Below are 24738 nucleotides of genomic sequence, written 5' to 3'. Positions count from 1 at the left end.
AATCATGAATAAACTTATCATCGCAGCAGGAACTGGTTTTTTAGGCCAAGGCTTAATCAATCACTTTAAAAATAAATTTGAAGAGATCGTTATTTTAACTAGAGGAAAATCCAGAAATAGTGACGGAATAAAATATGTTAATTGGGATGCAAAAACATTTTCAGGTTGGGAAACCGAATTAGAAAACACAACTGTTTTAATTAATCTTGCCGGAAAATCTGTTGATTGTCGCTATACAAAAGAAAATCAGAGAGAAATTCTGTTATCCCGAATCGAAAGCACTAAAATTTTGAATCAAGCTGTTTTAAATTGTAAAAATCCACCTAAACATTGGCTGAATTCATCAACCTCAACCATTTATCGTTTTTCTTTAGATAAACAAATGGATGAAGTGGATGGCGAAATAGGAAATGATTTCTCTATGAACGTAGCGCAATCGTGGGAAAAAGCATTTTTTAAAACTGCAACGCCAAAAACTCTTAAAACTGCTTTACGAACTTCTATCGTTTTAGGAAAAAATGGAGGTGCTTTACTGCCTATAAAAATGTTAGCAAAAATTGGTTTTGGAGGAAAACAAGGAAAAGGAAATCAGTTTATCAGTTGGATTCACGAAATAGATTTTGCGAGAGCGATTGATTTTATAGTTGAGAAAGAAATGATTGGTGTTGTGAATATTGTTTCGCCAGAACCTATCGCCAATACAGATTTTATGTCAGTACTACGCAAAGTTATTGGTGCTCCTTTTGGGATTCCAATAAGTGAATCTTTATTAAAACTTGGCGCAGTATTCATCAGAACCGAATCAGAATTAGTGTTAAAGAGTAGAAATGTGATTCCAAAACGATTGCAAGAAAATGGATTCCAATTTGAATTTGACACGTTAGAAAAAGCATTAAAAGATTTAGTTTAGATGACCAAAATATTTTTAAAAACCGAAATAAACGGATTAAAGTCAATTGTTTTTGATCTGTCAAGAAACATTGATGTTCATAAAAAATCTGTAAGGCTAACAAATGAAACTGCCATTGATGGTGTACAATCAGGTTTGATAAATTATAAAGAAACCGTAACTTGGAGAGGCAAACATTTCGGATTTTATTTAACTCATAAAAGCAGAATAACTCAAATGAAACTTTACGACTATTTTGTGGATGAAATGGAAGAAGGAAAATTCAAATCCTTTAAACACGAACACCTATTTAAAGAAAAAAACGGAGTAACGTTAATGGAAGATATAATTACTTATGAAGTTCCTTATGGTTTTTTTGGTAAAATATTTGATTTTTTGTTTTTGAAGAAGCATTTAATAAACCTTATTGAGGAAAGAAATAAGGTTTTGAAAGAAATAACAGAGCATCTGTAAATAGAAATATTGTTGAGTTTTAATCAATGATTAATTTTGAATTGCTTATGCTTAACTGTCTAAATAAAAACAACCATTAACCACCAAAAAATTGGAACAGCTTCGACCCAAAAAGAAGTGTAATACTTAGACTTTTTGTGACTCGCAAATAGCAAAAAAAGAGAAAGCAAAACAACTAAAACAAAATTTACAACTAATTGCTTTTGATCAAAGTTACTTTTAAATAATTCTAAAAAATAAAACACAACCATTAAAACCCATCCTAAAATTTTAGTTTTTTTGACCCCAATTTGTTGCGGAACCGTTTGTAAATGTGGATCATCTTTGGCAAGATCAAGAATTTCAAAAACCAAAATTAAAACAAAAATCAAGATAAATCTTTGTATACATTTAAGAAAAAAATCAGCTGTAATATCTATTTCCGCATTTACTATTGGCAATGCAAGTGTTACTCCTACCCAACACAGTGACACAATATAAATTTTGACCCCAGCCCAATTTCGAGCATTTTTACGATTTGGAAAAAAAGGAAGCGTGTACAATAAAGTGACACTTAAAAAAGTAATGGCTATAATTTGAGTAATTCTTTGCAGTTGAAAAAAATAATACGCAACAAACACAAGCGAAATAATACTGAGTAAAATAATCATTTTAAGTTCTTTGCGTATATTATTTTTCTTGCTCCGAGCCAATGCATCATATTTTACAAAATTATAACCTACCACAGTCCCAAAAAAAGCAAAGTTTGCAACTGGCTCTTCGTAAGGTATGTGGAACATGTGTTGGGTCATTTTTACTAGTGCATAACACGATAAAGCCACGTGAATACTACTATTAATATAAAAATCTAATACAAGTTTAAAAATCTTCATTAGACAAAATTAATCAAAGTGTTAATAAGAACGCGTTTTAGTTGAAAAATTCACAGAAAATCAACTCAAAAAAGACAAATTATCGCATATTAATATTTAATTTTACCGCTTGTAAAAACAAGAAACACACAACCCATTTTATATATAATGAAAACAGACGCTTTTGCATTAAGACACATCGGTCCAAGAGACAATGATTTAGAACACATGCTTAAAACAATTGGAGCAGAATCGCTAGATCAATTGATCCAGGAAACTATTCCAAGTGATATCCGTTTAAAATCTGATCTAGACCTTGAACCTGCTATGACCGAATATGAGTTTGCAAATCATATCACTCAATTAGGGAATAAAAATAAAATGTTCCAATCGTATATCGGTTTAGGATACAACGCCGCAATTATCCCTGCTGTTATTCAAAGAAATGTTTTTGAAAATCCAGGATGGTACACGGCTTACACACCATATCAAGCAGAAATTGCGCAAGGTCGCTTAGAAGCAATTCTAAATTTCCAAACAATGGTTATCGAATTAACAGGAATGGAAATTGCTAATGCTTCTCTTCTTGATGAAGCAACTGCAGCAGCTGAAGCAATGGCATTATTATTTGATGTACGAACTCGCGATCAAAAGAAAGCCAACGTATGTAAGTTCTTTGTTTCTGATGCTATTCTACCACAAACATTATCGGTTTTGCAAACCCGTTCTACTCCTATTGGTGTAGAATTAGTTGTTGGAGATCACCAAAAATTTGATTTTTCTTCAGAATTTTTTGGAGCAATTCTACAATATCCAGGAAAATTTGGCCAAGTATACGACTATGCAGATTTCATTGCTAAAGCTGCCGAAAACGAAATTAAAGTAGCCGTTGCTGCTGATATTTTAAGTTTAGCTAAATTAACTCCTCCTGGTGAAATGGGAGCAGCAGTTGTTTTAGGAACTACACAACGTTTCGGAATTCCGTTAGGATATGGAGGACCACACGCCGCGTATTTTGCTACTAAAGATGAATACAAACGAAGCATGCCCGGAAGAATCATTGGTGTAACTATTGATACCAACGGAAATCGTGCGCTGCGTATGGCATTACAAACACGTGAACAACACATCAAACGTGATAAAGCGACTTCAAATATTTGTACGGCCCAGGTTTTGTTATCTGTAATGGCAGGAATGTATGCAGTTTACCACGGTCCAAAAGGATTAAAATATATCGCTAGCAAAGTACATGCTTCTGCAGTGACATTGGCAAACACATTAGAAAAAATAGGTTTTGAGCAAACAAACACAGCCTTCTTTGATACTATTGTAGTAAAAGCTGATGCTCAAAAGGTAAAAGAAATTGCAGTTCAAAACGAAGTAAACTTTTATTATATTGATGAAAATACGATTTCAATCTCATTGAATGAAACCACAAGTATTGCTGATTTGAATAAAATTGTTACTATTTTCGCTTCCGCAAAAGGGACTCAGGCAATAAAAATTGAAAGTTTATCTCAAACCAATCATTTTCCAGAAAGCATCGAAAGAACTTCAACGTTCTTAGAGCATGATGTTTTTACAAAAAACCATTCTGAAACCGCTTTAATGCGTTACATCAAAATGTTAGAGCGTAAAGATTTAGCGTTGAATCATTCTATGATTTCTTTGGGATCTTGTACTATGAAATTGAATGCTGCATCAGAAATGTTACCTTTAAGTAATGCACAATGGAACAACATTCACCCATTTGCACCTTTAGATCAAGCTCAAGGATACCAAGAAATGCTTGCTAAATTAGAGCAACAATTAAATGTAATTACAGGTTTTGCTGGAACTACATTACAACCTAATTCTGGTGCTCAAGGAGAATATGCAGGACTTATGGTTATCCGTGCGTATCACCAATCAAGAGGAGATCATCACAGAAATATTGCTTTGATTCCATCATCAGCTCACGGAACTAATCCAGCTTCTGCAGCGATGGCAGGAATGAAAGTAGTGGTTACAAAAACATTAGAAAACGGGAATATCGACGTAGAAGATTTACGTGCAAAAGCAATTTTACACAAAGACAATCTTTCTTGTTTGATGGTTACTTACCCATCTACCCATGGAGTTTTTGAAAGTGCTATTAAAGAAATCACCCAATTAATTCACGATAATGGTGGTCAAGTATACATGGATGGTGCAAATATGAATGCACAAGTTGGATTAACAAATCCAGCAACTATTGGCGCAGACGTTTGCCACTTAAACCTACACAAAACATTCGCTATTCCTCACGGTGGTGGAGGTCCAGGTGTTGGTCCAATATGTGTTGCTCCACAATTAGTGCCGTTTTTACCTACAAATCCAGTAATACCAACTGGTGGGGAAAATGCAATTACAGCTATTTCGGCTGCACCTTGGGGTTCAGCATTAGTTTGTTTGATTTCTTACGGATATATCTGTATGTTAGGCGCTGAAGGTTTGAAACAATCTACAGAATATGCAATATTAAACGCTAACTATATTAAGGAGAAATTAAACGGTCATTATGACACTTTATACTCTGGTGAAATGGGTCGTGCCGCACATGAGATGATTTTAGAATGTCGTCCGTTTAAAGAAAAAGGAATTGAAGTAACTGATATCGCAAAACGATTGATGGATTACGGTTTCCACGCTCCAACTGTTTCGTTCCCTGTTGCAGGAACTTTAATGATCGAACCTACAGAAAGTGAAAACTTAGAAGAATTAGATCGTTTTTGTGACGCAATGATCGCTATCAGAAAAGAAATTGAAGAAGCTACACTAGATAATCCCAATAATGTGTTGAAAAATTCTCCACATACTTTAGCAATGGTAACGACTGATAATTGGAATTTTCCATACAGTCGTGAAGCAGCAGCATTTCCACTAGATTATATTGCTGAAAATAAATTCTGGCCTACTGTTCGTCGAGTTGATGAAGCTTATGGCGATAGAAATTTAAACTGTTCATGCGCTCCAATTGAAGCCTACATGGAAAGCTAAAATAAATCATAAAATGTCTCGAGAAATCGGGACATTTTTTTTTACAATTAATTCAAATACTAATTTAAAAAAAACAGTTATTTGAAGAAATCCGAATCTTTAAATATTTAAAAAAATAGCAAAATTTAAACTCGAATTGTTTTTTTGGACTTAAAACAATTACCCTAATAAAATCACACTATTATTAGTAATTTATAACAAAATATTTAATATTTTAGCTTAAAACTTACAATTTAATAATTATATGCACGCATAGTAAATATTGTGATAGTAATAATTTTTTTATGTTTAAATTAGCATAAATTTTGGAAATAAAAGCAATGAAAATAAAAATAACCGGAATAGGAAGTTACATCCCTGAGAAAAAAATTAGTAATGCAGATTTTAGTAATCATGTGTTTTTAAACGAAGACGGAACTGCATTTGGCTATCCTAATGACGTTGTAATTAATAAATTCAAAGGAATTACCGGAATAGAGAAAAGACGTTACGCGGAGGACCATTACAGTTCTTCTGATTTAGCCTTTTTCGCTTCTCAAAAAGCAATTGAAAATGCAAAAATAGATCCAGAAACGATAGATTATATCATATTTGCACACAATTTTGGTGATGTAAAAAAAGGATCTATTCAATCTGATATGATCCCTAGTTTAGCAACACGAGTTAAACATAAACTACAAATAAAGAATCCGAAATGTGTGGCTTACGATATTCTTTTTGGATGTCCAGGATGGATTGAAGGTGTACTTCAAGCTAATGCATTTATAAAATCTGGTATGGCTAAACGTTGTTTAGTAATAGGTTCTGAAACATTATCAAGAGTTGTTGATGATCATGATAGAGATTCTATGATTTATTCGGATGGTGCGGGAGCATCAATAATCGAAGCTTCAGATGATGAATCAGGACTACTTTCTTACGAAAGCGGAACTTACGCAATGGATGAAGCAAATTTTTTATATTTTGGAAAATCTTACAATCCAGAATTAGATCCCGACACGAGATACATAAAAATGCACGGTCGTAAAATTTACGAGTTTGCCTTAAATACTGTTCCAGCGGCAATGAAAAATTGTTTAGAAAAAAGTGGATTAGGTATTGATGACGTCAAAAAAATTCTGATTCACCAAGCTAATGAAAAGATGGACGAAGCAATTATTCATCGTTTTTATAAGTTACATGGCAAACCAGTTCCTAAGGACATAATGCCAATGAGTATTCATGAATTAGGAAACAGCAGCGTTGCTACAGTACCTACACTTTTCGATTTATTAATTAGAAACGAAATAAAAGATCAAACTATAAGCAAGGGAGACATTCTTTTATTTGCATCGGTTGGAGCAGGAATGAATGTAAATGCTTTTATATATAGATATTAATAAAAAATGTAGTTGCATATTATATTAAATAAGCACCAAAAAATAGTTGAATAATTTGCTAGTTACCGATTTTCAAAAATAGCTATTATTACAATTCCTCAATAAAACTTGTTTTTCTAGAGTGCAAGAAAGCATCTTTTTATCGCTTTCTTGCATTCACAAACAAGCCCTCTTAAAATTTGATGATTTTATCCCGAAGTATTGGGAGTAACTGAGTTAAAAAAACAAGAGTCAAAAACACTTTTATTAGTATATTTGCACCCTGGTTCTCGAATCTTCGGGAAGGCGCAAAATAAAAAGAACATGTACGAAAAAACTTTTCCTAATAAAAGATTCAAACACACTATAGAATTTCTAAATAAGCATATCAATAATTCAGCTACCATTTTAGATCTAGGTGTTGAAAATCCTTTTTCAAAAATAATGAAAGAAGATGGTTTTACCGTAAAAAACACAAGCGGTGAAGATCTAGATAATAATCAAAATGTTTTTCATTTAGAAAAAACAGATGTAGTAACTGCCTTTGAAATTTTCGAGCATTTATTAAATCCCTACACCATCTTAAACCAGATAAAATCAGACAAACTTTTTATTTCTATTCCGCTTCGTTTATGGTTTTCTCCTGCTTACAGAAGCAAAACTGATATGTGGGACAGACATTATCATGAATTTGAGGATTGGCAGTTGGATTGGCTCCTAGAAAAAACTGGATGGAAAATAATAGACAGTGAAAAATGGACTAACCCAGTCAAAAAATTTGGAATTCGTCCACTATTAAGAAAATTTACTCCTAGATATTATATCGTTTATGCTGAGAGAATTAAGACCGCAGAATAATGATTTTTTATTTGAGTTTTTAGATCAGTTTTGAAAGAACTTAAAAACTACAATTAAAATCTAAAATTTATCAAATGAACTATTACATCGTTATACCTGCTCATAATGAAGAGGAATTTATTGCACTAACATTAGAGTCTTTAATTACTCAAACACTTTTGCCAAAAAAAATAGTAATCGTCAATGACAACTCTACTGATAAAACAGCCGAAATTGTTATGGCTTTCGCCAAAGAAAATCCATTTATTTCATTGCTAGAAAAGAAATCAAGTGCTATTCATTTACCAGGAAGCAAAGTCATTCAGGCTTTTCAAGCAGGCTTTGAAACTTTAGACGATAATTATGATGTAATTGTAAAAGTAGATGCTGACTTAATTTTTCCAAATAATTATTTTGAAACGATTGACAAACATTTCAAATCAGATCCTACCATTGGAATGGTTGGTGGTTTTTGTTATATTGAAAAAAATGGTGATTGGATTTTAGAAAATCTCACAGATAAAGATCACATTCGCGGAGCTTTAAAAGCCTATAGAAAAGAAGTTTTTAAGCAAATTGGCGGCCTAAAACCACAAATGGGCTGGGATACTGTTGATGAATTACTGTGCAAATTTTACAATTGGAAAGTAGTTACCGATTCTTCCTTACAGGTGAAGCACTTAAAACCAACTGGTGCTAATTATAATAAAACAGCTCGCTATAAACAAGGAGAAGCATTTTACACTTTAGGTTACGGTTTTATAATTACAGGAATCGCAGCTGCAAAACTGGCGATGATGAAGAAAAAACCATTGTTATTTTTAGATTATATAAAAGGATTTTGGAAAGCAAAATTAGCCAAAACACCCTTAATGGTTACCGAAGAACAAGCAAAATTCATTCGTAATTACCGCTTAAAAAAAATGAAAGAGAAGCTTTTCTAGTGAAAACTAACCGCTCTTAACCAATTACTCATAACTATTTTTGTAATTTAGCCCATATTCACAAAACTATGATGCTCATTCGATATATATCACAAATAGGAAGGTACTTCCTGATGCTTAAAGAAATTTTTAACAAACAAACCAAATGGTCAGTAATGAAGAGCTTAATCTTCAAAGAAATTGACGACTTGATAATTGGATCTCTTGGTATTGTAGCTTTCATTTCCTTCTTTGTAGGAGGAGTAGTTGCCATCCAAACAGCACTAAATTTAACTAATCCGTTAATTCCCAAATATCTTATTGGTTTTGCCACAAGGCAATCCGTAATATTAGAGTTTGCACCCACCTTTATTTCTGTAATTATGGCAGGAAAAATGGGTTCTTTTATCACTTCTAGTATAGGAACTATGCGTGTTACAGAACAAATTGATGCGTTAGAGGTTATGGGAGTTAATGCTTTAAATTACCTTGTTTTCCCTAAAATAATTGCATTATTACTCTATCCATTTCTAATTGGTATAGCTATGTTTCTGGGTATTCTTGGTGGCTGGATGGCTGGTGTATATGGAGGTTTTATCTCAAGCCAGGAATTCATTAATGGAACACAAATGGATTTCATTCCTTTTCATGTGATCTATGCCTTTATAAAAACATTAATTTTCGCGATGTTATTAGCAACAATTCCTTCTTTTCATGGTTATTACATGAAAGGTGGCGCACTTGAAGTAGGTAAAGCGAGTACGGTTTCTTTTGTTTGGACATCAGTTTCAATCATACTTTTCAATTATATATTAACACAACTGTTGCTAGGATCATGATAGAAGTAAAAAACATAGAAAAATCATTTGGTGAAAATAAAATCCTTAAAGGTATTTCTACAGTTTTTGAAACTGGGAAAACCAATTTAATTATAGGACAAAGTGGATCAGGGAAAACTGTATTGCTAAAAAGTCTTTTAGGAATTCACACTCCTGAGTCAGGAACAATTGAATTTGATGGGAGAATCTATTCTGAATTAGGTGCCGATGAAAAGAGAGATCTTAGAACTGAAATAGGAATGGTTTTTCAGGGAAGTGCCTTGTTTGACTCAATGACTGTTGCCGAAAATGTGGGCTTCCCGTTAAGAATGTTTACCAAAGATAATAAAGCTAAAATAAAAGAGCGTGTTGACTTTGTATTAGAAAGAGTCGCATTAAAAGATGCTCATCATAAATTACCCTCTGAAATATCAGGTGGAATGCAAAAAAGAGTTGCAATCGCTCGTGCTATTGTGAACCGTCCAAAATACCTGTTTTGTGATGAACCCAACTCCGGTCTTGACCCAAATACATCAACATTGATTGACAATTTAATCAAAGAAATTACCGAAGAATACGACATAACAACCGTAATTAATACTCATGATATGAATTCTGTTATGGAGATTGGAGATAATATTTTATTCCTGAAAGACGGCCTTAAAGCTTGGCAAGGAACAAAAGAAGAAATTTTCAAGACAGATAACGAAGCTGTAGTTGCCTTTGTATATTCATCTAATCTATTTAGAAAAGTAAGGGAAGCGTATTTAAAAGGATAAAAAAATAAGAATTAATTTAGTTTTCAATTTTATAATTCCAGTTTTTACTGCTGTGTTTTTTTCCTATTAAAGGCACAATAATGAATACAGAACCATAAATAAGAGGAACAGTTCCTACAGAGGCGAGATAACTACCCGAATTCAATAAAATAGTACCAACTATAGCTAAAACACTACCGTTTGCTACAGAAATAGGTGTTAATATAGTAGAGAAGTTTGAAGCTCTTCTAATTTTTATGATAGAATCAAGATTTATTTCAACTTCTTTTATAATTATAGTGTCTTGGTTTAGGATCGTAAAATGTCCAGCAATTTTTTTACCATTGTTGAGTGTTATTTTTATTCTTCTATTCTCGGGTAGATAGGTTTGTCTATTTCCTTTTTTTGACATTAAATAAATCCCACGTTGTTGCGAATAACTAAAGCAAAACGTGACTAGTAAAAAAAGAATCATTAAATATTTTTTCATCTTGAGAGGCTATAAATTCATGTAAGCCAAATATAATGAATTTAAATACTTAGAAATTTTTCTTACAAATAAAACTCTGTAATCATTTACTTTTAAAAGAGCCTAATTGGTTTTCAGCAATTCTACTTCTGCGTTAGGATTAAATAAATACATTTTCCCAGAACTAATTTCTAAACATTCAAAACGTTTAGTTCGAACTGCTATTTTCTTAAAAACTTTTCCATTCTGTATTCTAAAAACACTGCCATAAGGGAGCTCAAAAACGTAGTTCATATCATTTTGTTGGTCAAATTGTTTTAATGCTAATGCCAAAGTTGCATCAGTATCACTACTTGCAGTTGGATTTTTAAAATGTCTTGCCAATAAAGGCAATAAATGATTTGGAAAAATCTCTGGCCTAATATAAGGAATCATTAATCGTTGGAAAGAATATTTCCATTCTGCACCATGTGGTTTTATGTTTCGTCCAAATTTTTCAAAAGCCACTAGATGTGAAATTTCATGAATCAGTGTAATTAAAAATTTATATTTATTTAAATTAGAATTGACTGTTATTTCATGCTTGCCATTCAATCCTTTTCGGTAATCACCATGACGTGTCTGTCGCTCATTGACGATCTTAAGATGTACTTGATTGGCGACAATTAACTCAAAAACTGGTTTTACAGCATGCTCGGGAAGATATCTTGCTAGTGTTTCACTCAAAACAGATTACTTTTTATGGGTTGGTCGACGAAACTTGCAACACTTTTCCATTGAAATATTTATTTCCTGTAAGAGTGAAATTATAAATATAATCGGCCATTTCATTAGCAGAAATGGGTGCTTGATAACCCGGAAAAGCTTCTTCTAACATTTCTGTTTGAACAGATCCTAAAGCAAGAACATTAAAAGAAATACCACGGTCTTTGTATTCCTCGGCTAACAATTCCATAAGTGTAATTACGGCACCTTTACTAGAACTATAAGCAGCAAGTCCCGCAAATTTAAGGCTTCCTTGAATCCCTCCCATAGAACTAATAGCTACAACATGACTGTTTTTTTGTAAATAAGGTAAAGCAATACGAGTTAAATTAGCCACAGCAAAAACATTTACTTTGTAGATGTTCTCAAAATCCTCTTGAGTTGTTTCTAAAAATGGTTTTAAAATCAAACTACCTGCATTGTGAATGATGGCATCTATTTGTTTCCAGGTATTAGAAACAAAATCACTAACTTTTGCTAGTTCCAATTCATTAGATAAATCAACGGATAGACAAGTGATGTTTTTGTTCCCCAATAAAGTCTGTGGAACTTTTCTAGAAATAGCTAAAACTTGATGTCCAGCATTTGCAAATTGCAGGGCTAATTCATGACCTATTCCTCTACTCGTTCCTGTAATTATAATATTTTTCATAAAGCAAAAATAAGGAAAATTGACAAAACAGCAGTACTTAAAACTCAGGATTGTTTTTTGATTTTAGAGTGAGTAATATTATAATTTTGGTTAATTTTGATACAACGCGCTTAAAAAAATAAAAATTAAATGAAGGATAAAATAAATTTTGAAATAGCCACACTAAAAGACATCGATGGCGTACTAACACTACAAGAATTATATTTAGTTTCTAATTTAACTGAAGAAGACAAAAAAGGTGGATTTGTTACTACCCCATTTACTATCGCTCAATTAACAGAAGTTATTGAAGCCCAAAATCTATTTGTTACAAAAGACAATGGTAAAATTATCGCTTATATTTTTACGGGAAGTTGGACATTTTTTGCTCAATGGCCGATTTTTGAACACATGATAACATTACTTACTGACCTTAATTTTTTAGACTTTAGTTTTACAACAACAAATAGTTTTCAATACGGCCCAATATGCATTCATAAGGATTACAGAGGAAAAGGCTTGATCCTTCCTTTCTTTGAATTCATGAGAATAAACATGATGAACAAATATCCATTGAGTCTAACATTCATCAATAAAACGAATATTCCATCTCGTAAAGCGCATACTGAAAAACTAAAATGGAACATTATTGCTGATTTTAATTTCAATAACAATGAATATTACATTTTAGCTTATGATATGAATCAAAAGGTTTTTAGTAGGAGTTGAATTTACAATTATTTATTTCCGTTTAAAGTACATAGAAATATTTAATAGGCACGAAGCCACTAAGTGATCTAAATTAATTGTATTTTTTCACCATCTAGAGTATTAAGTTTCATAAGACTTAAACAACTTAATTCCTTTAATGGTTTTATAAAGTTTCATGGTTGACTCTTTTATAAATATAAATCGTTTTACAACTTCGATTTTCGTATTTGTTCTTTGAAAAGAAACAAAAAAATAGAACTAAAAAAAACCCTTTCTAACCAAATTAGAAAGGGTTTTCGTTATATAAAAAAGAAGGTTTTAAGAAACCAAACCTCTAGAAATTACAATTCTTTGAATCTCTGAAGTACCTTCATAAATTTGTGTAATTTTAGAATCACGCATCATTCGCTCCACATGATATTCAGCAACATATCCGTTACCACCATGAATTTGAACAGCTTCATTAGCAACTTCAAGCGCAATCTCTGACGCATATAATTTTGCCATTGCTCCAGAATGTGCAATATCTTTGCCTTCATCTTTTTCGCAAGCAGCTTTCATTACTAATAATTTTGCTGCAGTAACTTTAACGTACATATCCGCTAGTTTAAAAGCAATTGCTTGATGCTGAAAAATTTCTTTACCAAAAGCTTTTCGTTCTTGAGCATATTTTAAAGCAATTTCATAAGCTCCGGTTGCAATTCCTAAAGCTTGCGACGCAATTCCTATTCTTCCGCCATTCAATACATTCATAGCAAATGCAAAACCAAAACCATCTTCGCCAATTCTATTTTCTTTTGGAACTTTCACATCATTAAACAACAAAGAGTGAGTGTCACTTCCGCGAATTCCCATTTTTCTTTCTTTTGGTCCAATATCAAAACCAGCCCAACCTTTTTCAACTATAAATGCATTTATTCCTTTATGCTTTTTTTCTACATCAGTTTGCGCTATCACTAAATACGTAGATGCAGTTGATCCATTGGTAATCCAGTTTTTTGTACCGTTCAACAAATAATGGTCTCCCATATCAATTGCTGTAGTCTTTTGCGAAGTGGCATCACTACCAGCTTCTGGCTCAGAAAGACAAAAAGCGCCAATTACTTCCCCTTTTGCAAGTGGTACTAAATATTTCATTTTTTGTTCTTCGTTACAGTATTTTTCCATACCTGCACAAACAAGCGAATTATTTACCGACATGATCACTGCAGCTGAAGCGTCTACTTTAGCAATTTCAGTCATGGCCAACACATACGAAACACTATCTAAACCCGAACCACCATATTTTGGATCTACCATCATTCCCATAAAACCAAGTTCAGCCATCATTTTGACTTGCTCGGTAGGGAATTTAGAATGTTCATCCCTTTCTATAACTCCTGGTAATAATTCTGCAACAGCAAAATCCTTAGCAGCTTGTTGAATCATTATTTGTTCTTCGGTTAGATTAAAATCCATATTATTATTGTAAATTAAATGTTCTTAAATTTGATCCTCAAAAGTAATTATTTAATATCAAATTTCAAACGATTTCGTGAATTTAGCTATTGTTTAAACAAAACTTTGTGATCGAAGAAGCCTTGCATTGCAACTCATTAAGCAAGACAATTTGATCTAAAAGCCAAACTGATAACATAATTACAAAATAAGCCATCCACTTCTTAAACAAAACATTCAAACAAAATAGTGTTTCTCATTTCTTTTAAATGAAACAATTCGTTTGTTTCGCAATAATTTTCAATAATACTTTTCCATAATCCCATACAAAGAAGTTGTTTAAAATGGTAAAAACTAAACTAATTCACATTAGAGCTCTTCAAAAGAAATATTAAAACTACAAATCCCCGGTGATTAAAAAAGAATTATGAGTCTATAAATTTTACAGTCTAGTAATGTTTATGGGATATAAGTTAGTATTTTTTATTTTTTAAGCTAAAATTAAACATATTCATCAATTGTAACTTTTTTTAAAGAAAATAATTACTTTTATTGTAAGTTTATAGTAAATTTGCAGGTCGATTTCAAAATTGAATAAAAAACTTAAATCCCTTAATATGAAAAAAATAGTAGCATTATTAACGATTATTATCACATTACAATTTACTAACGCAACTGCTCAAAACAAATTCGTTGTTAATGGTGTTGAAATTCCAAGAACATTAGAGTTTAAAGGAAAAAAATTATCCTTAAATGGAATTGGACAACGTTCAAAATTTTTTACTGAACTTTACATTCAAGCATTGTACTTAACCGTTTTATCTCAAGATGCTAAACAAATTTTAGATAGTGAACTTGAAATGGCAATTGCATTACATGTATCATCGGGATTGATTACTTCAAAAAAACTGTCTAAGGCTTTAGAAAAAGGGATGGAAAAATCAGTTGGAGAAAAAGGGATCCTGAAATTTGCTAAAGAACTTAAAGAATTGGAAGATTTATTGAGTACTGAGGAAACTAAAAAAGGAGATGTATTTGAACTAGCCTTTAATCCGGACGACCAATCGTTATGGATTACTAAGAACAAGAACTACAAAGGAAAAATCACTGGATTAGAATTTAAAAAAGCATTTTACGGAATATGGTTATCTGAAAACCCTGTAGACAAAACATTAAAAGAAGATTTGTTAGGTAAATTCTAAAAAGATTCTTTTTTGTTTTTTTTGAATATTAAGCAATTCGAACGATTCCTTTTTTATATTTGCGTAAATTAAACATATCGCAAAAAATGAAAGATTTATTGAATAAATTCGAAAATAAAGAGCCTGAAATAGTTTTCCATTGGAAAGATGCTGAAACAGAAGCAGAAGGATGGACAGTAATTAACTCATTACGTGGTGGTGCTGCCGGTGGTGGAACACGTATGAGAAAAGGCTTGGATATGAATGAGGTTTTGTCCTTGGCAAAAACTATGGAAGTGAAATTCTCTGTTTCTGGTCCTGCAATTGGAGGAGCTAAATCTGGAATAAATTTTGACCCTAGTGACTCAAGAAAAAAAGGAGTTTTACAACGTTGGTTTAAAGCTGTTTCGCCTTTATTAAAAAGTTATTATGGAACTGGAGGAGATTTAAATGTAGATGAAATCCACGAAGTAATTCCAATGACTGAAGAATGCGGTATATGGCACCCACAAGAAGGTGTTTTTAACGGACACTTTAAACCGACAGAAGCCGATAAAATCAATAGAATTGGACAATTACGTCAAGGAGTTGTAAAAGTCATTGAAAATCCTAAATATTCTCCAGATATTCTTCGTAAATATACCGTTGCTGATATGATTACTGGTTTTGGTGTTGCCGAAGCTGTACGCAATTATTACGATATTTATGGCGGTGATGTAAAAGGAAAAAAAGCTATTATACAAGGTTTTGGAAATGTAGGTTCAGCTGCAGCTTATTATTTGGCCGGAATGGGCGCTAAAATAATTGGGATTATCGACCGAGATGGTGGAATAATAAATGAGAATGGATATACATTTGAAGAAATAAAAGATTTTTATCTTGCTAAGGATGGAAATAAATTAGTTGCCGCAAACATGATTCCTTTTGAAGAAATCAATCAAAAAATCTGGACTATAGGCGCTGAAATATTTACTCCTTGCGCTGCTTCTAGATTGGTTACTCAATCTCAAATTGACAGCTTAATCGCTAATGGTCTTGAAGTAATTTCTTGTGGTGCAAATGTACCGTTTGCAGACACAGCTATCTTTTTTGGCCCAATAATGGAAGATATAGACAGAAAAGTAAGTCTGATTCCTGATTTTATTTCTAATTGTGGAATGGCTCGTGTTTTTGCTTACTTCATGGAGAAAAGAGTAGAAATGACAGATGATGCAATTTTTCAGGATACCTCAGAAACGATCAAAAATGCTATGAAAAAGACGTATGCTTTAAATAGCTCAAAAACAAATATTAGTGCTACTGCTTTCGAAATTGCTTTAAAACAGTTAGTATAATCCTATTGATTATCTTCGATTTAATCGTTGTTAAACTATAATTAAACGAGCCAGTTTGATACATATTGTTTGAAACAATAGTATTAAACTGGCTTTTTTTTTATAAAATAAATTAAAAGCTATAAAAATATTTTGAACGTTAATTTTAATATTAATTAATAGCAATTTTTATAATATATTAGCGTTTTCATAATAAATAAAATTTCTATGAGTCTATTGTTACAAGCGGACAGCTTATCTGTTGCAAAAGAAGGTTTAGTTGATGCAGTCCCTGTTGAAAAAACTTTATCTATAATCGAATTACTAACTAGCGGAGGATTAGCAGGTCAAATAATTATGACCTCCTTATTCTTAATGTTCTTCGTTGCTTTATACCTCTATTTTGAAAGATTAATGGCTATAAATGCTGCTTCCAAAATTGATCCTGGATTTATGTCTCAAATTAAAGACAACATTAAAAACGGACGTATTGACAACGCTAAAATAGCATGCGCTCACTATAAATCGCCTGTTGCCAGATTAATCGAGAAAGGTATTTCGCGTATTGGCAAACCTTTAGACGACATTAATACGGCTATTGAAAATGCAGGAAAACTTGAAATTTACAAACTTGAAAAAAATGTAAGCATGCTTGCTACTATTTCTGGAGCAGGACCAATGACTGGTTTTTTAGGAACTGTAGTCGGAATGATTCAGGCTTTTCATAAAATGGCCAGTTCTGGAGGACAAATAGAAGTAGGTGCACTTTCTGAAGGGATTTATACCGCCATGACAACTACTGTAGTAGGATTAGTAGTGGGAATTATTGCTTATGTTGGGTACAATCACTTAGTAGTAAAAACAGACAAAATTGTTCACCAGATGGAAGCCACTGCAGTTGACTTTCTAGACTTATTAAACGACCCTGCATAATTATGAATCTAAGAGGAAGAAATAAAGTTAGCGCCGAATTCAATATGTCATCCATGACCGATATTGTGTTTTTATTACTGATATTTTTTATGCTAACATCAACAATGGTAACGACTAATGCTTTAGATTTAGTTCTCCCAAAAGCAAAAGGTAAAACAGATAGCAATAAAAATATTTCTGTAAGTATAAATAAGGATTTGGAGTTTTTTATTGATAAAGAACCCGTATCCGAAACCGAATTAGAATCAAAATTATTATCCTTACTTTCTGCAGATAAAGAAAAAGCAATTATTTTAAGAGCTGAAGAAGGTGTACCTATCGAAAAAGCGGTTAATGTTTTAGATATAGCAAACAGAAATCAAATTAAAGTTGTTTTAGCAGTGAGGCCTAAATAGATTTAGCAGTCTTAAAAAAGATTTTTCTACATGAAATACATAGAAACAGAAGAAGAAAAAAAATCATTTGCAATCACATCAACCATTTTTGTGATTCTATTTATTTTGTTCTTTTATTTAGGATTAACTTCTTTAGATCCACCTCCCGAGAATGGAATCGCAATTAACTTTGGGACAACCGAATTTGGTTCAGGAAACATTCAGCCAACAGAAGCAATACAGTCTGCACCTAAAGCAGTTGCTGCAAAAGAGGCTGCGGCTAGTAATGAGGAAATCTTGTCACAGGATGTTGAAGAAGCTGTTGTTATAAAAGAAGCAAAAAAGAACAAACCAACTAAAGAAGCCGCCAAAGAAGAAGTTAAACCAAAACCAAAAGAAATTCCGAAACCTTCAAAAAGCACTTCGGATGCATTATCAAGTTTAATAAATGGCCCTAAATCAGATGGGAAAGCGCAAGGTGGTGAAGGAAATGACGATGTTGCAGGTGATAAAGGAAGCATAAACGGTAATCCATACGCCAACAGTTATTATGGATCAGGAAGTGGTAGCGGCAACGGAAGTGGTTGGGGATTAAATGGTAGAAGCATTAGTACTAGAGGAAAAGAAATTCAAAAATGCAATGAATTCGGAACCGTTGTAGTTCAAATCACTGTAAATAGAAATGGTAATGTTATTGCTGCTAAGTACACTAAAGGAACAACAAATACTAATCCTTGTTTAGTAGAACCTGCTTTAGCAACAGCACGAAAATATAAATGGCAACCCGATCCAAAAGCACCTGAAACCCAAATTGGTTTCATAACGGTTAATTTTAAAATAGGGGAATAATCATAACTATAAATAATAAAAACTCAAGTATCTTTGAGTTTTTATTATTTATAACCCTCATGAATTACCAAGAAACCATTCATTGGATGTTTGCACAACTACCAATGTATCAAACTCAAGGCGCATCTGCTTATAAAGAAGACTTAACTAATATCTTATTATTATCTGATCACTTAGGCAATCCTGAAAAGAAATTAAAATGCATACATGTAGCTGGAACTAATGGTAAGGGCTCTACGTCCCATATGTTATCTTCTATACTACAAGAAGCTGGTTATAATGTTGGCTTATATACCTCACCGCACTTAAAAGATTTTAGAGAACGAATTAAGATAAATGGTAAAGAAATTTCTGAAGATTTTGTTTGCTCCTTTATTGAACAACACAAATTTTACCTTCAAAAAGAAGCTTTTAGTTTTTTTGAAATGTCTGTTGGATTAGCTTTCGATTATTTTTCAAAAGAAAAGGTAGACATAGCAATTATTGAAGTGGGAATGGGCGGTAGATTGGATGCTACCAATATTATTACTCCGCTTATCTCCGTTATCACTAATATAGGTTTAGATCACACTCAATTCCTCGGAAACACACTCGCCTCAATAGCTTTTGAAAAAGCCGGAATTATAAAACCATCAATTCCGGTAATTATTGGAGAATATACCGATGAAACAAAACCTGTGTTTTTGGCTAAAGCCAAAGAATGCCAATCCCAAATCTACTTTGCCTCTGATTTAATTTCTAATACCTATCCTTCTGATCTACTTGGCGATTACCAATTATATAACAAGAGAACGGTTTTGCAAACTATTAACGTTTTAAATCAAGAAAAAAAATACAATATAAGTATAGATAACATTCAATCTGGATTCTTAAATGTGGTAAGAAATACAGGACTGCAAGGAAGGTGGCAACAATTAAGAGTATTTCCAAAAGTAATTTGCGACACAGCACATAATAAAGACGGGCTGAAAATTGCATTAAATCAAATCCAAAAAGAAACTTTTGACAACTTGCATATTGTTTTAGGAGTGGTAAATGATAAAGATTTAGAGGAAATACTCCCTTTATTTCCTAAAAAAGCAATTTATTATTTCTGTAAACCTAATCTTCCTCGTGGATTAGAAGCTTCTATTTTAAAACAGAAAGCTGACACTTATGAACTAAAAGGAGAAGTATACAATTCTGTTTCAGAAGCTTACAAAAAAGCCACACAAAGCGCTTTAGAATCTGACTTCATCTACATTGGAGGAAGCACTTTTGTAGTAGCAGAAATATTGTAATTTTTTTATTTTTTTCTTGCACAATTAAAAAAGTGGCGTATATTTGCACACGCAATAACGGCAACGAAATTTGTCAAACTGCAAAAATAGGGCGATTAGCTCAGCTGGTTCAGAGCACCTCGTTTACACCGAGGGGGTCGGGGGTTCGAACCCCTCATCGCCCACAAAACTCCTTAAGAAATTAAGGAGTTTTTTTATGCCCTATTTTTTCGAATTAATCTACCTCTAGGAGCATCACCTGTATCAAGCACAATTTCAGAATGTAAAAATTCTGCAGCAAGTGCTGAACCTTTTACTTTAATAGCAGTGCGCTCTAACATCTCTTCTTCAAATGCATTCAATATACCTTTCCTAATGTCCGTTTTACGCCATTCTTTTGATGCATTACAAGCCTTTGCAATTTCTCTAGCTAACGAAAGTGAATCAATCAAGGCTTGATTGGCTCCTTGCCCCTTAAAAGGGCTCATAGGATGTGCTGCATCACCTATAAGAGTAATTGCTCCGGCTTTTTCTAAAATCTCAGACGATAGCAATTCGCGATCGTATACCGGATATCCTGAAATTTGAGATTCTAAAGTAGCAGATACAATCTGAGGAATAGGATCATGCCAATGTGTTCTCAAGCAAGCTTCTTCTTTTAACGCTTGAGAACCTTGAGCACTTAAAAGTTTAGCTGCACTCTCTGATATTGGAAAACTTAGTTGCCACATCACCGAATCTGAAGAGTATGGCATGACATAGATTCGATCAGTGCCATTTGCAGTCTGAAATACAGTAGCTGAATCTAATAACGGACTATCAAGTTCTTTAAGAGCGCTTAATGAACAAATACCTAATATTACCATACAATCCAAATAACGCAATGGGAATCGTTGCTCTCCAATTAGTAACTTACGAACCCTACTCCGAATACCATCGGCACCAACAATTAGATCAGCCTTAATCTTTTTCAATTCCCCTTCAACTTCAAAGTTTATTTCATAACTTTCATCATCACACTTTTTAAAATCAATCAATTGATATCCCCATTTGACAAAATTTTCCTCTCCAAGTTGGCCTAATAACTTTAATCTCAAAGCTTGTCTCGATACATGCATATTAGATCGTTTGGGATTTGCTTTTACATTGTAAGGCGTCCATTTCCTTACGCCCCATTCACCGATTATCTTACCATCTGTAGTATGAACTATGTGCTTTGTTGAAATTACCTTTTCATCTAATGAGAAAATACCTAATCCTTCTATTGCTTTTCCCGCTTGCTGCAAAGTAAGCCCATAACCTTGTGATCTGGTATCAAAACTCAAATCTCGTTCATAAAGAGTAAAAGGAATACCCCGATGCAAACACGCAACAGCTAAAGCTACTCCGCCAATACCACCTCCAATAATTGCTACATGAGGAAATTTTTCTTTATCGGCTATTGGGAAATCAAGAGAAGGAATCAAGCCTGATCCTCCACAATTCAGACAAGAATACAAATGACCTTTTGGTTGAGAAGGAGCTACACCCTGTCTGTCTGACTTTTCAAATTTCTCTAATGCAATTAAGTAATCGTGCTTTACTTTCTTACTAAGCCCACGACTTTTCTTACCACGCCCATGACATTCACTACAAGTGGACCAACATTGCTGTTTATTTTCTACTTTACCCACTTAATAACAATTATTTATTGAAACTTAATCCTAAATAAATTAAACTCAGTGTTTAATCTTAATACAAATTTTAAAGAAAATGCCATCAACAAAATTGTGATGGCATTTATTAAAACTAAATTTATATAATTTATGAAATAAAATCTAACGTACGTTCTAGCGCCATTCCTCTAGATCCTTTAATCAAAATAGAATTATTTGCAAATGTATGCTCAGAAATACTATTTGAAAAATCTTCAAAAGATTCAAAATAAAAAAAATGATGCTGTTCTATTTTATTTTCATAAAAAGCAGAACCAACAAAATAACATTTTACTTCGTCTTCATTTAATAACATATTTATAATAGCACGATGTTCCTTAGAGCTTTCTTGACCTAACTCAAACATATCTCCTAATATCATAACCTTATTTGAATTCTCTAACTGAATAAAGTTTTCAATGGCTACTACCATGCTACTAGGATTAGCATTATAAGCATCTAAAATGATTTTGTTTGTACCCTTAGTTAACAATTGAGATCTATTGTTTTCAGGAATATAACTCTCAATAGCTTCCTTAATTTCTTTATCTGAAATTCCAAAATACTTACCTATAGTTAATGCAGCGTTAATATTATTTGCATTATACAATCCGATCAAGTGGGATTTAATAACCAAATCAGAAAAGAAAATCTCAACAAATGGATTTGCTTTAACTGAAGTAATATTCACATCTGCATTCCTTTTTTCCACCCCAAAAGTAAATACTCTTAATCCGTCAGATTTTTCAACTTGAATTGAATCTTCCAAATTTATAAAAACAAGTTTATCCCATTCAGAAAGATACTTATACATTTCGCTTTTACCTTGAATAACTCCTGCAACACCACCGAATCCTTCTAAATGTGCTTTGCCAAAATTAGTAATATAACCAAAATCAGGTTTTGCAATTTCACACAAGAATTCAATTTCTTTTTGATGATTTGCCCCCATTTCTACAATACCGATTTCGGCTTCAGAGGTAAACGAAAGTAGAGTTAAGGGAACTCCAATATGATTATTGAGATTACCAACCGTTGCTTTGGTATTCATTTTTTTTGATAGGACTACATTTATCAATTCTTTTGTAGTCGTTTTTCCGTTACTACCTGTAAGACCAATTATAGGTATTTTTAAATAATCACGATGAAACTTAGCTAACTCTTGTAACGCTTTCAAGCTATCTTTAACCAAAATTGTTCGATGATCAATAAAATAAGATTGGTCATCAATTATTACGTAAGAAGCCCCTTTTTCTAAAGCTTGTTGAGCAAATACATTAGCATCAAAGCGATCTCCTTTTATAGCAACAAATAATGAATTGGCTTGAATGTTACGCGTATTTATAGAAACACTGCTACATTTTAAAAACAAACTATGAATGTATTTAATATCCATTTGAAAAGTTTTAAAAAAATAAAAGCCCTAATGAAAGGGCTTTTATTTTTTTATTATATAATTTAATTTCTTACTGATCTCTTTTTATCTGCTTTAGGTCCTACTCTTGACATAGCACATCTAAAACCTATATAATCTGTAGCCATATCTTGTGGAAAGTATCTTCTTTGAGCTGGATCTAACCAATACGCTCTGTCTCTCCAAGAACCACCTTTATAAACTCTTGATTCATCATTAATCAATGTAGTTCTTTTGTTAGAGTTGTCATATTTTCTAACCATTCTACCTAAACTGTCAGTTGTAACATTATGCTTAGGAGAATTATACATGATTTTATCAGCATTAGCTTTATCATCAGAAGACTCTGATTCGCCAAAATCATAATATCTAGTAGATTGTTTATCACCATCTCTGTAGTTGATATTATTACTCTTATCAAAGTTTGTTCTTAAATAAGTTTCATTTTCATCAACTGGAACTTGAGCAATTTGACCTGGAAAACTTGTAGCAACTTTTTTACCATTACTTAAAGTTTTAAACTGCATATTATCTTTAGTAACAATTTCTATTTTACCATCTGCACCGATTTTATTCTTGGTATATAGATTTCCTCTAAAATAGTTAAAGTCATTAGCTTCATTATCAATTATAGGTCTGTAAACATCCTGAACCCATTCAGCAACGTTACCGGCCATATCATACAAACCAAAATCATTTGCTGGATATTTCTTAACCTCATTTGTGATATCAGCTCCATCATCAGACCAACCTGCAATACCACCGTAATCTCCATTACCTTGTTTGAAGTTAGCCAATTGATCTCCTTTATTCGCTCTTTTACTTGAACGAGTATAAGCACCAGACCAAGGATATTTCTTTTGACCTTTATATATGTTGTATTCTCTTTGCCCAACAGCAGCTGCAGCAGCATATTCCCATTCTGCTTCAGTTGGCAATCTATATTCTGGAAGTAATATTCCCGAAGAACGTTGTGCATAAACATTTTTTGCTTCTACAACAGTTCCGTCTTTCTTAGCTTTTGGCGCTTTTTTACCACCTTTACCTCCTTTTAAAACAATTTCTTCATTTCCTCCGTAAGAAGAAGTTGGTGAAGTTAAATACGTTTCAGTGTCAAAGTTGCTATCCGCAGTTACATCTTGAGTTTTAGCATCTTTTTTAAGATACCCATTTTTTTCAAGTAATGCTTCATTTACACGCTGTGTTCTCCAGTTACTAAATTCAACTGCTTGAATCCAATTTACTCCTACTACTGGATATTCAGCATATGAAGGATGTCTTAAGTAGTTATTAGTCATCGTTTCGTTGTAACCTAAACGATTTCTCCATACTAAAGTATCTGGTGATGCACCTTCGTATATGTATTTATAATTTTCTTCTGTTGGTGGATAAACATTTTTCAACCACTCTAAGTAATCTAAATACATTGAGTTAGTTACTTCCGTCTCATCCATGTAAAAAGACTGAACGTGTTGTTGAGTTGGTGTATTGTTCCAATCATGCATTACATCATCTTGTACTTTACCCATTGTAAAAGTACCGCCTTCTACAAAAACCAAACCTGGTCCTGCTTGTTGCTTTTTATTACTTGAGCCTTTTTTACCATCCATATTCCAACCCGTTGCTCTTGACGTGTTCTTTGAACTGGATTTTTTACTGCAACTTGAAAAACCAACAATCAAAATGATTGACAGTAACAACTGCATGCCCATAATTCTCTTTGCTTTCATACTCTTTAGTAGGTAATAATTTTAGTGACGCAATATAACAATTATCAATTAA

Annotated in this window: 23 protein-coding genes and 1 tRNA gene; 16 read left to right on the top strand and 8 right to left on the bottom strand. The window is 32.7% G+C overall.

What is annotated here, in order from left to right:
* The first annotated feature begins 4 nt into the window (after positions 1-4).
* Positions 5-910 (top strand): TIGR01777 family oxidoreductase, encoded by a 906-nt coding sequence (locus tag H2650_RS06400; protein ID WP_188049929.1) that lies wholly within the window; start codon positions 5-7, stop codon positions 908-910.
* Complete coding sequence (locus H2650_RS06395; RefSeq protein ID WP_188049928.1) at positions 911-1363, top strand: SRPBCC family protein; 453 nt, start codon at positions 911-913, stop codon at positions 1361-1363.
* Positions 1364-1422: 59 nt separating this feature from the next.
* On the opposite strand, the gene H2650_RS06390 is transcribed toward H2650_RS06395, so the two are convergent.
* On the bottom strand, positions 1423-2235 hold the full coding sequence (locus tag H2650_RS06390; RefSeq protein WP_188049927.1) for a hypothetical protein: 813 nt from the start codon (positions 2233-2235) through the stop codon (positions 1423-1425).
* A gap of 147 nt (positions 2236-2382) precedes the next feature.
* Between H2650_RS06390 and gcvP the strand changes: the two genes are divergently transcribed.
* From gcvP to H2650_RS06360, 6 genes are all read left to right on the top strand, one after another.
* Positions 2383-5232, top strand: a complete 2850-nt coding sequence (gene gcvP, locus H2650_RS06385; RefSeq protein WP_188049926.1) for an aminomethyl-transferring glycine dehydrogenase — start codon at positions 2383-2385, stop codon at positions 5230-5232.
* A 320-nt stretch (positions 5233-5552) separates the two neighbouring features.
* Positions 5553-6611 carry a 3-oxoacyl-ACP synthase III family protein gene (locus H2650_RS06380; RefSeq protein WP_188049925.1) on the top strand — a complete coding sequence of 353 codons (1059 nt, stop codon included), beginning with the start codon at positions 5553-5555 and terminating at the stop codon, positions 6609-6611.
* A gap of 303 nt (positions 6612-6914) precedes the next feature.
* Positions 6915-7448 carry a methyltransferase domain-containing protein gene (locus H2650_RS06375; protein ID WP_188049924.1) on the top strand — a complete coding sequence of 178 codons (534 nt, stop codon included), beginning with the start codon at positions 6915-6917 and terminating at the stop codon, positions 7446-7448.
* Positions 7449-7522: 74 nt separating this feature from the next.
* The gene (locus tag H2650_RS06370) at positions 7523-8371 is read left to right on the top strand and encodes a glycosyltransferase family 2 protein (protein WP_188049923.1); all 849 of its coding nucleotides are present in this window, start codon (positions 7523-7525) and stop codon (positions 8369-8371) included.
* Positions 8372-8439: 68 nt separating this feature from the next.
* A complete protein-coding gene (locus H2650_RS06365; RefSeq protein ID WP_188049922.1) occupies positions 8440-9189 on the top strand; it encodes an ABC transporter permease in 750 nt (249 codons plus the stop codon).
* Positions 9186-9947, top strand: a complete 762-nt coding sequence (locus H2650_RS06360; RefSeq protein WP_188049921.1) for an ABC transporter ATP-binding protein — start codon at positions 9186-9188, stop codon at positions 9945-9947. Before H2650_RS06365 ends, H2650_RS06360 begins: the two co-directional genes overlap by 4 nt.
* A 16-nt stretch (positions 9948-9963) precedes the next feature.
* Here the strand turns inward: H2650_RS06360 and H2650_RS06355 are convergent, their stop codons facing one another.
* The 3 genes from H2650_RS06355 to H2650_RS06345 all read right to left on the bottom strand — a co-directional run bounded on the left by H2650_RS06355 (position 9964) and on the right by H2650_RS06345 (position 11812).
* Complete coding sequence (locus H2650_RS06355) at positions 9964-10416, bottom strand: hypothetical protein (RefSeq protein WP_188049920.1); 453 nt, start codon at positions 10414-10416, stop codon at positions 9964-9966.
* A 102-nt stretch (positions 10417-10518) separates the two neighbouring features.
* The gene (locus H2650_RS06350) at positions 10519-11121 is read right to left on the bottom strand and encodes a SprT-like domain-containing protein (RefSeq protein ID WP_188049919.1); all 603 of its coding nucleotides are present in this window, start codon (positions 11119-11121) and stop codon (positions 10519-10521) included.
* Positions 11122-11134: 13 nt separating this feature from the next.
* Entirely contained in the window at positions 11135-11812 is a 678-nt protein-coding gene (locus tag H2650_RS06345; protein WP_188049918.1) for an SDR family oxidoreductase, read from the bottom strand.
* A gap of 129 nt (positions 11813-11941) precedes the next feature.
* Here H2650_RS06345 and H2650_RS06340 point away from each other — a divergent pair, with 129 nt between their 5' ends.
* The gene (locus tag H2650_RS06340; protein ID WP_188049917.1) at positions 11942-12520 is read left to right on the top strand and encodes a GNAT family acetyltransferase; all 579 of its coding nucleotides are present in this window, start codon (positions 11942-11944) and stop codon (positions 12518-12520) included.
* 300 nt (positions 12521-12820) lie between these two features.
* On the opposite strand, the gene H2650_RS06335 is transcribed toward H2650_RS06340, so the two are convergent.
* Positions 12821-13960: an acyl-CoA dehydrogenase family protein gene (locus tag H2650_RS06335; RefSeq protein ID WP_188049916.1), complete on the bottom strand. Its 1140-nt coding sequence runs from the start codon at positions 13958-13960 to the stop codon at positions 12821-12823.
* A gap of 596 nt (positions 13961-14556) precedes the next feature.
* Here H2650_RS06335 and H2650_RS06330 point away from each other — a divergent pair.
* The 7 genes from H2650_RS06330 to H2650_RS06300 all read left to right on the top strand — a co-directional run bounded on the left by H2650_RS06330 (position 14557) and on the right by H2650_RS06300 (position 20033).
* Complete coding sequence (locus H2650_RS06330; protein ID WP_188049915.1) at positions 14557-15141, top strand: chalcone isomerase family protein; 585 nt, start codon at positions 14557-14559, stop codon at positions 15139-15141.
* Between the two features lie 86 nt (positions 15142-15227).
* A complete protein-coding gene (locus tag H2650_RS06325) occupies positions 15228-16454 on the top strand; it encodes a Glu/Leu/Phe/Val dehydrogenase (RefSeq protein WP_188049914.1) in 1227 nt (408 codons plus the stop codon).
* 207 nt (positions 16455-16661) lie between these two features.
* A complete protein-coding gene (locus tag H2650_RS06320; protein WP_188049913.1) occupies positions 16662-17366 on the top strand; it encodes a MotA/TolQ/ExbB proton channel family protein in 705 nt (234 codons plus the stop codon).
* Positions 17367-17368: 2 nt separating this feature from the next.
* On the top strand, positions 17369-17761 hold the full coding sequence (locus tag H2650_RS06315) for a biopolymer transporter ExbD (RefSeq protein WP_188049912.1): 393 nt from the start codon (positions 17369-17371) through the stop codon (positions 17759-17761).
* 30 nt (positions 17762-17791) lie between these two features.
* On the top strand, positions 17792-18589 hold the full coding sequence (locus tag H2650_RS06310; protein ID WP_188049911.1) for an energy transducer TonB: 798 nt from the start codon (positions 17792-17794) through the stop codon (positions 18587-18589).
* 59 nt (positions 18590-18648) lie between these two features.
* A complete protein-coding gene (locus H2650_RS06305; protein WP_188049910.1) occupies positions 18649-19869 on the top strand; it encodes a folylpolyglutamate synthase/dihydrofolate synthase family protein in 1221 nt (406 codons plus the stop codon).
* An 89-nt stretch (positions 19870-19958) separates the two neighbouring features.
* Positions 19959-20033 (top strand) — tRNA-Val (locus H2650_RS06300).
* A gap of 30 nt (positions 20034-20063) precedes the next feature.
* On the opposite strand, the gene H2650_RS06295 is transcribed toward H2650_RS06300, so the two are convergent.
* From H2650_RS06295 to gldJ, 3 genes are all read right to left on the bottom strand, one after another.
* Complete coding sequence (locus tag H2650_RS06295; RefSeq protein ID WP_188049909.1) at positions 20064-21521, bottom strand: NAD(P)/FAD-dependent oxidoreductase; 1458 nt, start codon at positions 21519-21521, stop codon at positions 20064-20066.
* Positions 21522-21651: 130 nt separating this feature from the next.
* Positions 21652-22938, bottom strand: coding sequence for a UDP-N-acetylmuramoyl-tripeptide--D-alanyl-D-alanine ligase (gene murF / locus H2650_RS06290; protein ID WP_188049908.1), 1287 nt, complete (start codon positions 22936-22938; stop codon positions 21652-21654).
* Positions 22939-23000: 62 nt separating this feature from the next.
* Positions 23001-24686: a gliding motility lipoprotein GldJ gene (gene gldJ / locus H2650_RS06285; protein WP_188049907.1), complete on the bottom strand. Its 1686-nt coding sequence runs from the start codon at positions 24684-24686 to the stop codon at positions 23001-23003.
* Positions 24687-24738: the final 52 nt, after the last annotated feature.

The sequence above is a fragment of the Flavobacterium sp. GP15 genome, from assembly GCF_014281985.1.
In the GTDB taxonomy this organism is placed as follows: domain Bacteria; phylum Bacteroidota; class Bacteroidia; order Flavobacteriales; family Flavobacteriaceae; genus Flavobacterium; species Flavobacterium pygoscelis.
The sequence above is the reverse complement of the archived record's forward strand: the minus strand, read 5'-3'. Positions and strand labels throughout refer to the sequence as shown.

What these genes read in the sequence shown, in the direction of transcription:
- H2650_RS06400 (WP_188049929.1), top strand. Translation starts at nt 5, where the DNA reads ATGAATAAACTTATCATCGCAGCAGGAACTGGTTTTTTAGGCCAAGGC.
- H2650_RS06395 (WP_188049928.1), top strand. Translation starts at nt 911, where the DNA reads ATGACCAAAATATTTTTAAAAACCGAAATAAACGGATTAAAGTCAATT.
- H2650_RS06390 (WP_188049927.1), bottom strand. Translation starts at nt 2,235, where the DNA reads ATGAAGATTTTTAAACTTGTATTAGATTTTTATATTAATAGTAGTATT.
- gcvP (WP_188049926.1), top strand. Translation starts at nt 2,383, where the DNA reads ATGAAAACAGACGCTTTTGCATTAAGACACATCGGTCCAAGAGACAAT.
- H2650_RS06380 (WP_188049925.1), top strand. Translation starts at nt 5,553, where the DNA reads ATGAAAATAAAAATAACCGGAATAGGAAGTTACATCCCTGAGAAAAAA.
- H2650_RS06375 (WP_188049924.1), top strand. Translation starts at nt 6,915, where the DNA reads ATGTACGAAAAAACTTTTCCTAATAAAAGATTCAAACACACTATAGAA.
- H2650_RS06370 (WP_188049923.1), top strand. Translation starts at nt 7,523, where the DNA reads ATGAACTATTACATCGTTATACCTGCTCATAATGAAGAGGAATTTATT.
- H2650_RS06365 (WP_188049922.1), top strand. Translation starts at nt 8,440, where the DNA reads ATGATGCTCATTCGATATATATCACAAATAGGAAGGTACTTCCTGATG.
- H2650_RS06360 (WP_188049921.1), top strand. Translation starts at nt 9,186, where the DNA reads ATGATAGAAGTAAAAAACATAGAAAAATCATTTGGTGAAAATAAAATC.
- H2650_RS06355 (WP_188049920.1), bottom strand. Translation starts at nt 10,416, where the DNA reads ATGAAAAAATATTTAATGATTCTTTTTTTACTAGTCACGTTTTGCTTT.
- H2650_RS06345 (WP_188049918.1), bottom strand. Translation starts at nt 11,812, where the DNA reads ATGAAAAATATTATAATTACAGGAACGAGTAGAGGAATAGGTCATGAA.
- H2650_RS06340 (WP_188049917.1), top strand. Translation starts at nt 11,942, where the DNA reads ATGAAGGATAAAATAAATTTTGAAATAGCCACACTAAAAGACATCGAT.
- H2650_RS06335 (WP_188049916.1), bottom strand. Translation starts at nt 13,960, where the DNA reads ATGGATTTTAATCTAACCGAAGAACAAATAATGATTCAACAAGCTGCT.
- H2650_RS06330 (WP_188049915.1), top strand. Translation starts at nt 14,557, where the DNA reads ATGAAAAAAATAGTAGCATTATTAACGATTATTATCACATTACAATTT.
- H2650_RS06325 (WP_188049914.1), top strand. Translation starts at nt 15,228, where the DNA reads ATGAAAGATTTATTGAATAAATTCGAAAATAAAGAGCCTGAAATAGTT.
- H2650_RS06320 (WP_188049913.1), top strand. Translation starts at nt 16,662, where the DNA reads ATGAGTCTATTGTTACAAGCGGACAGCTTATCTGTTGCAAAAGAAGGT.
- H2650_RS06315 (WP_188049912.1), top strand. Translation starts at nt 17,369, where the DNA reads ATGAATCTAAGAGGAAGAAATAAAGTTAGCGCCGAATTCAATATGTCA.
- H2650_RS06310 (WP_188049911.1), top strand. Translation starts at nt 17,792, where the DNA reads ATGAAATACATAGAAACAGAAGAAGAAAAAAAATCATTTGCAATCACA.
- H2650_RS06305 (WP_188049910.1), top strand. Translation starts at nt 18,649, where the DNA reads ATGAATTACCAAGAAACCATTCATTGGATGTTTGCACAACTACCAATG.
- murF (WP_188049908.1), bottom strand. Translation starts at nt 22,938, where the DNA reads ATGGATATTAAATACATTCATAGTTTGTTTTTAAAATGTAGCAGTGTT.
- gldJ (WP_188049907.1), bottom strand. Translation starts at nt 24,686, where the DNA reads ATGAAAGCAAAGAGAATTATGGGCATGCAGTTGTTACTGTCAATCATT.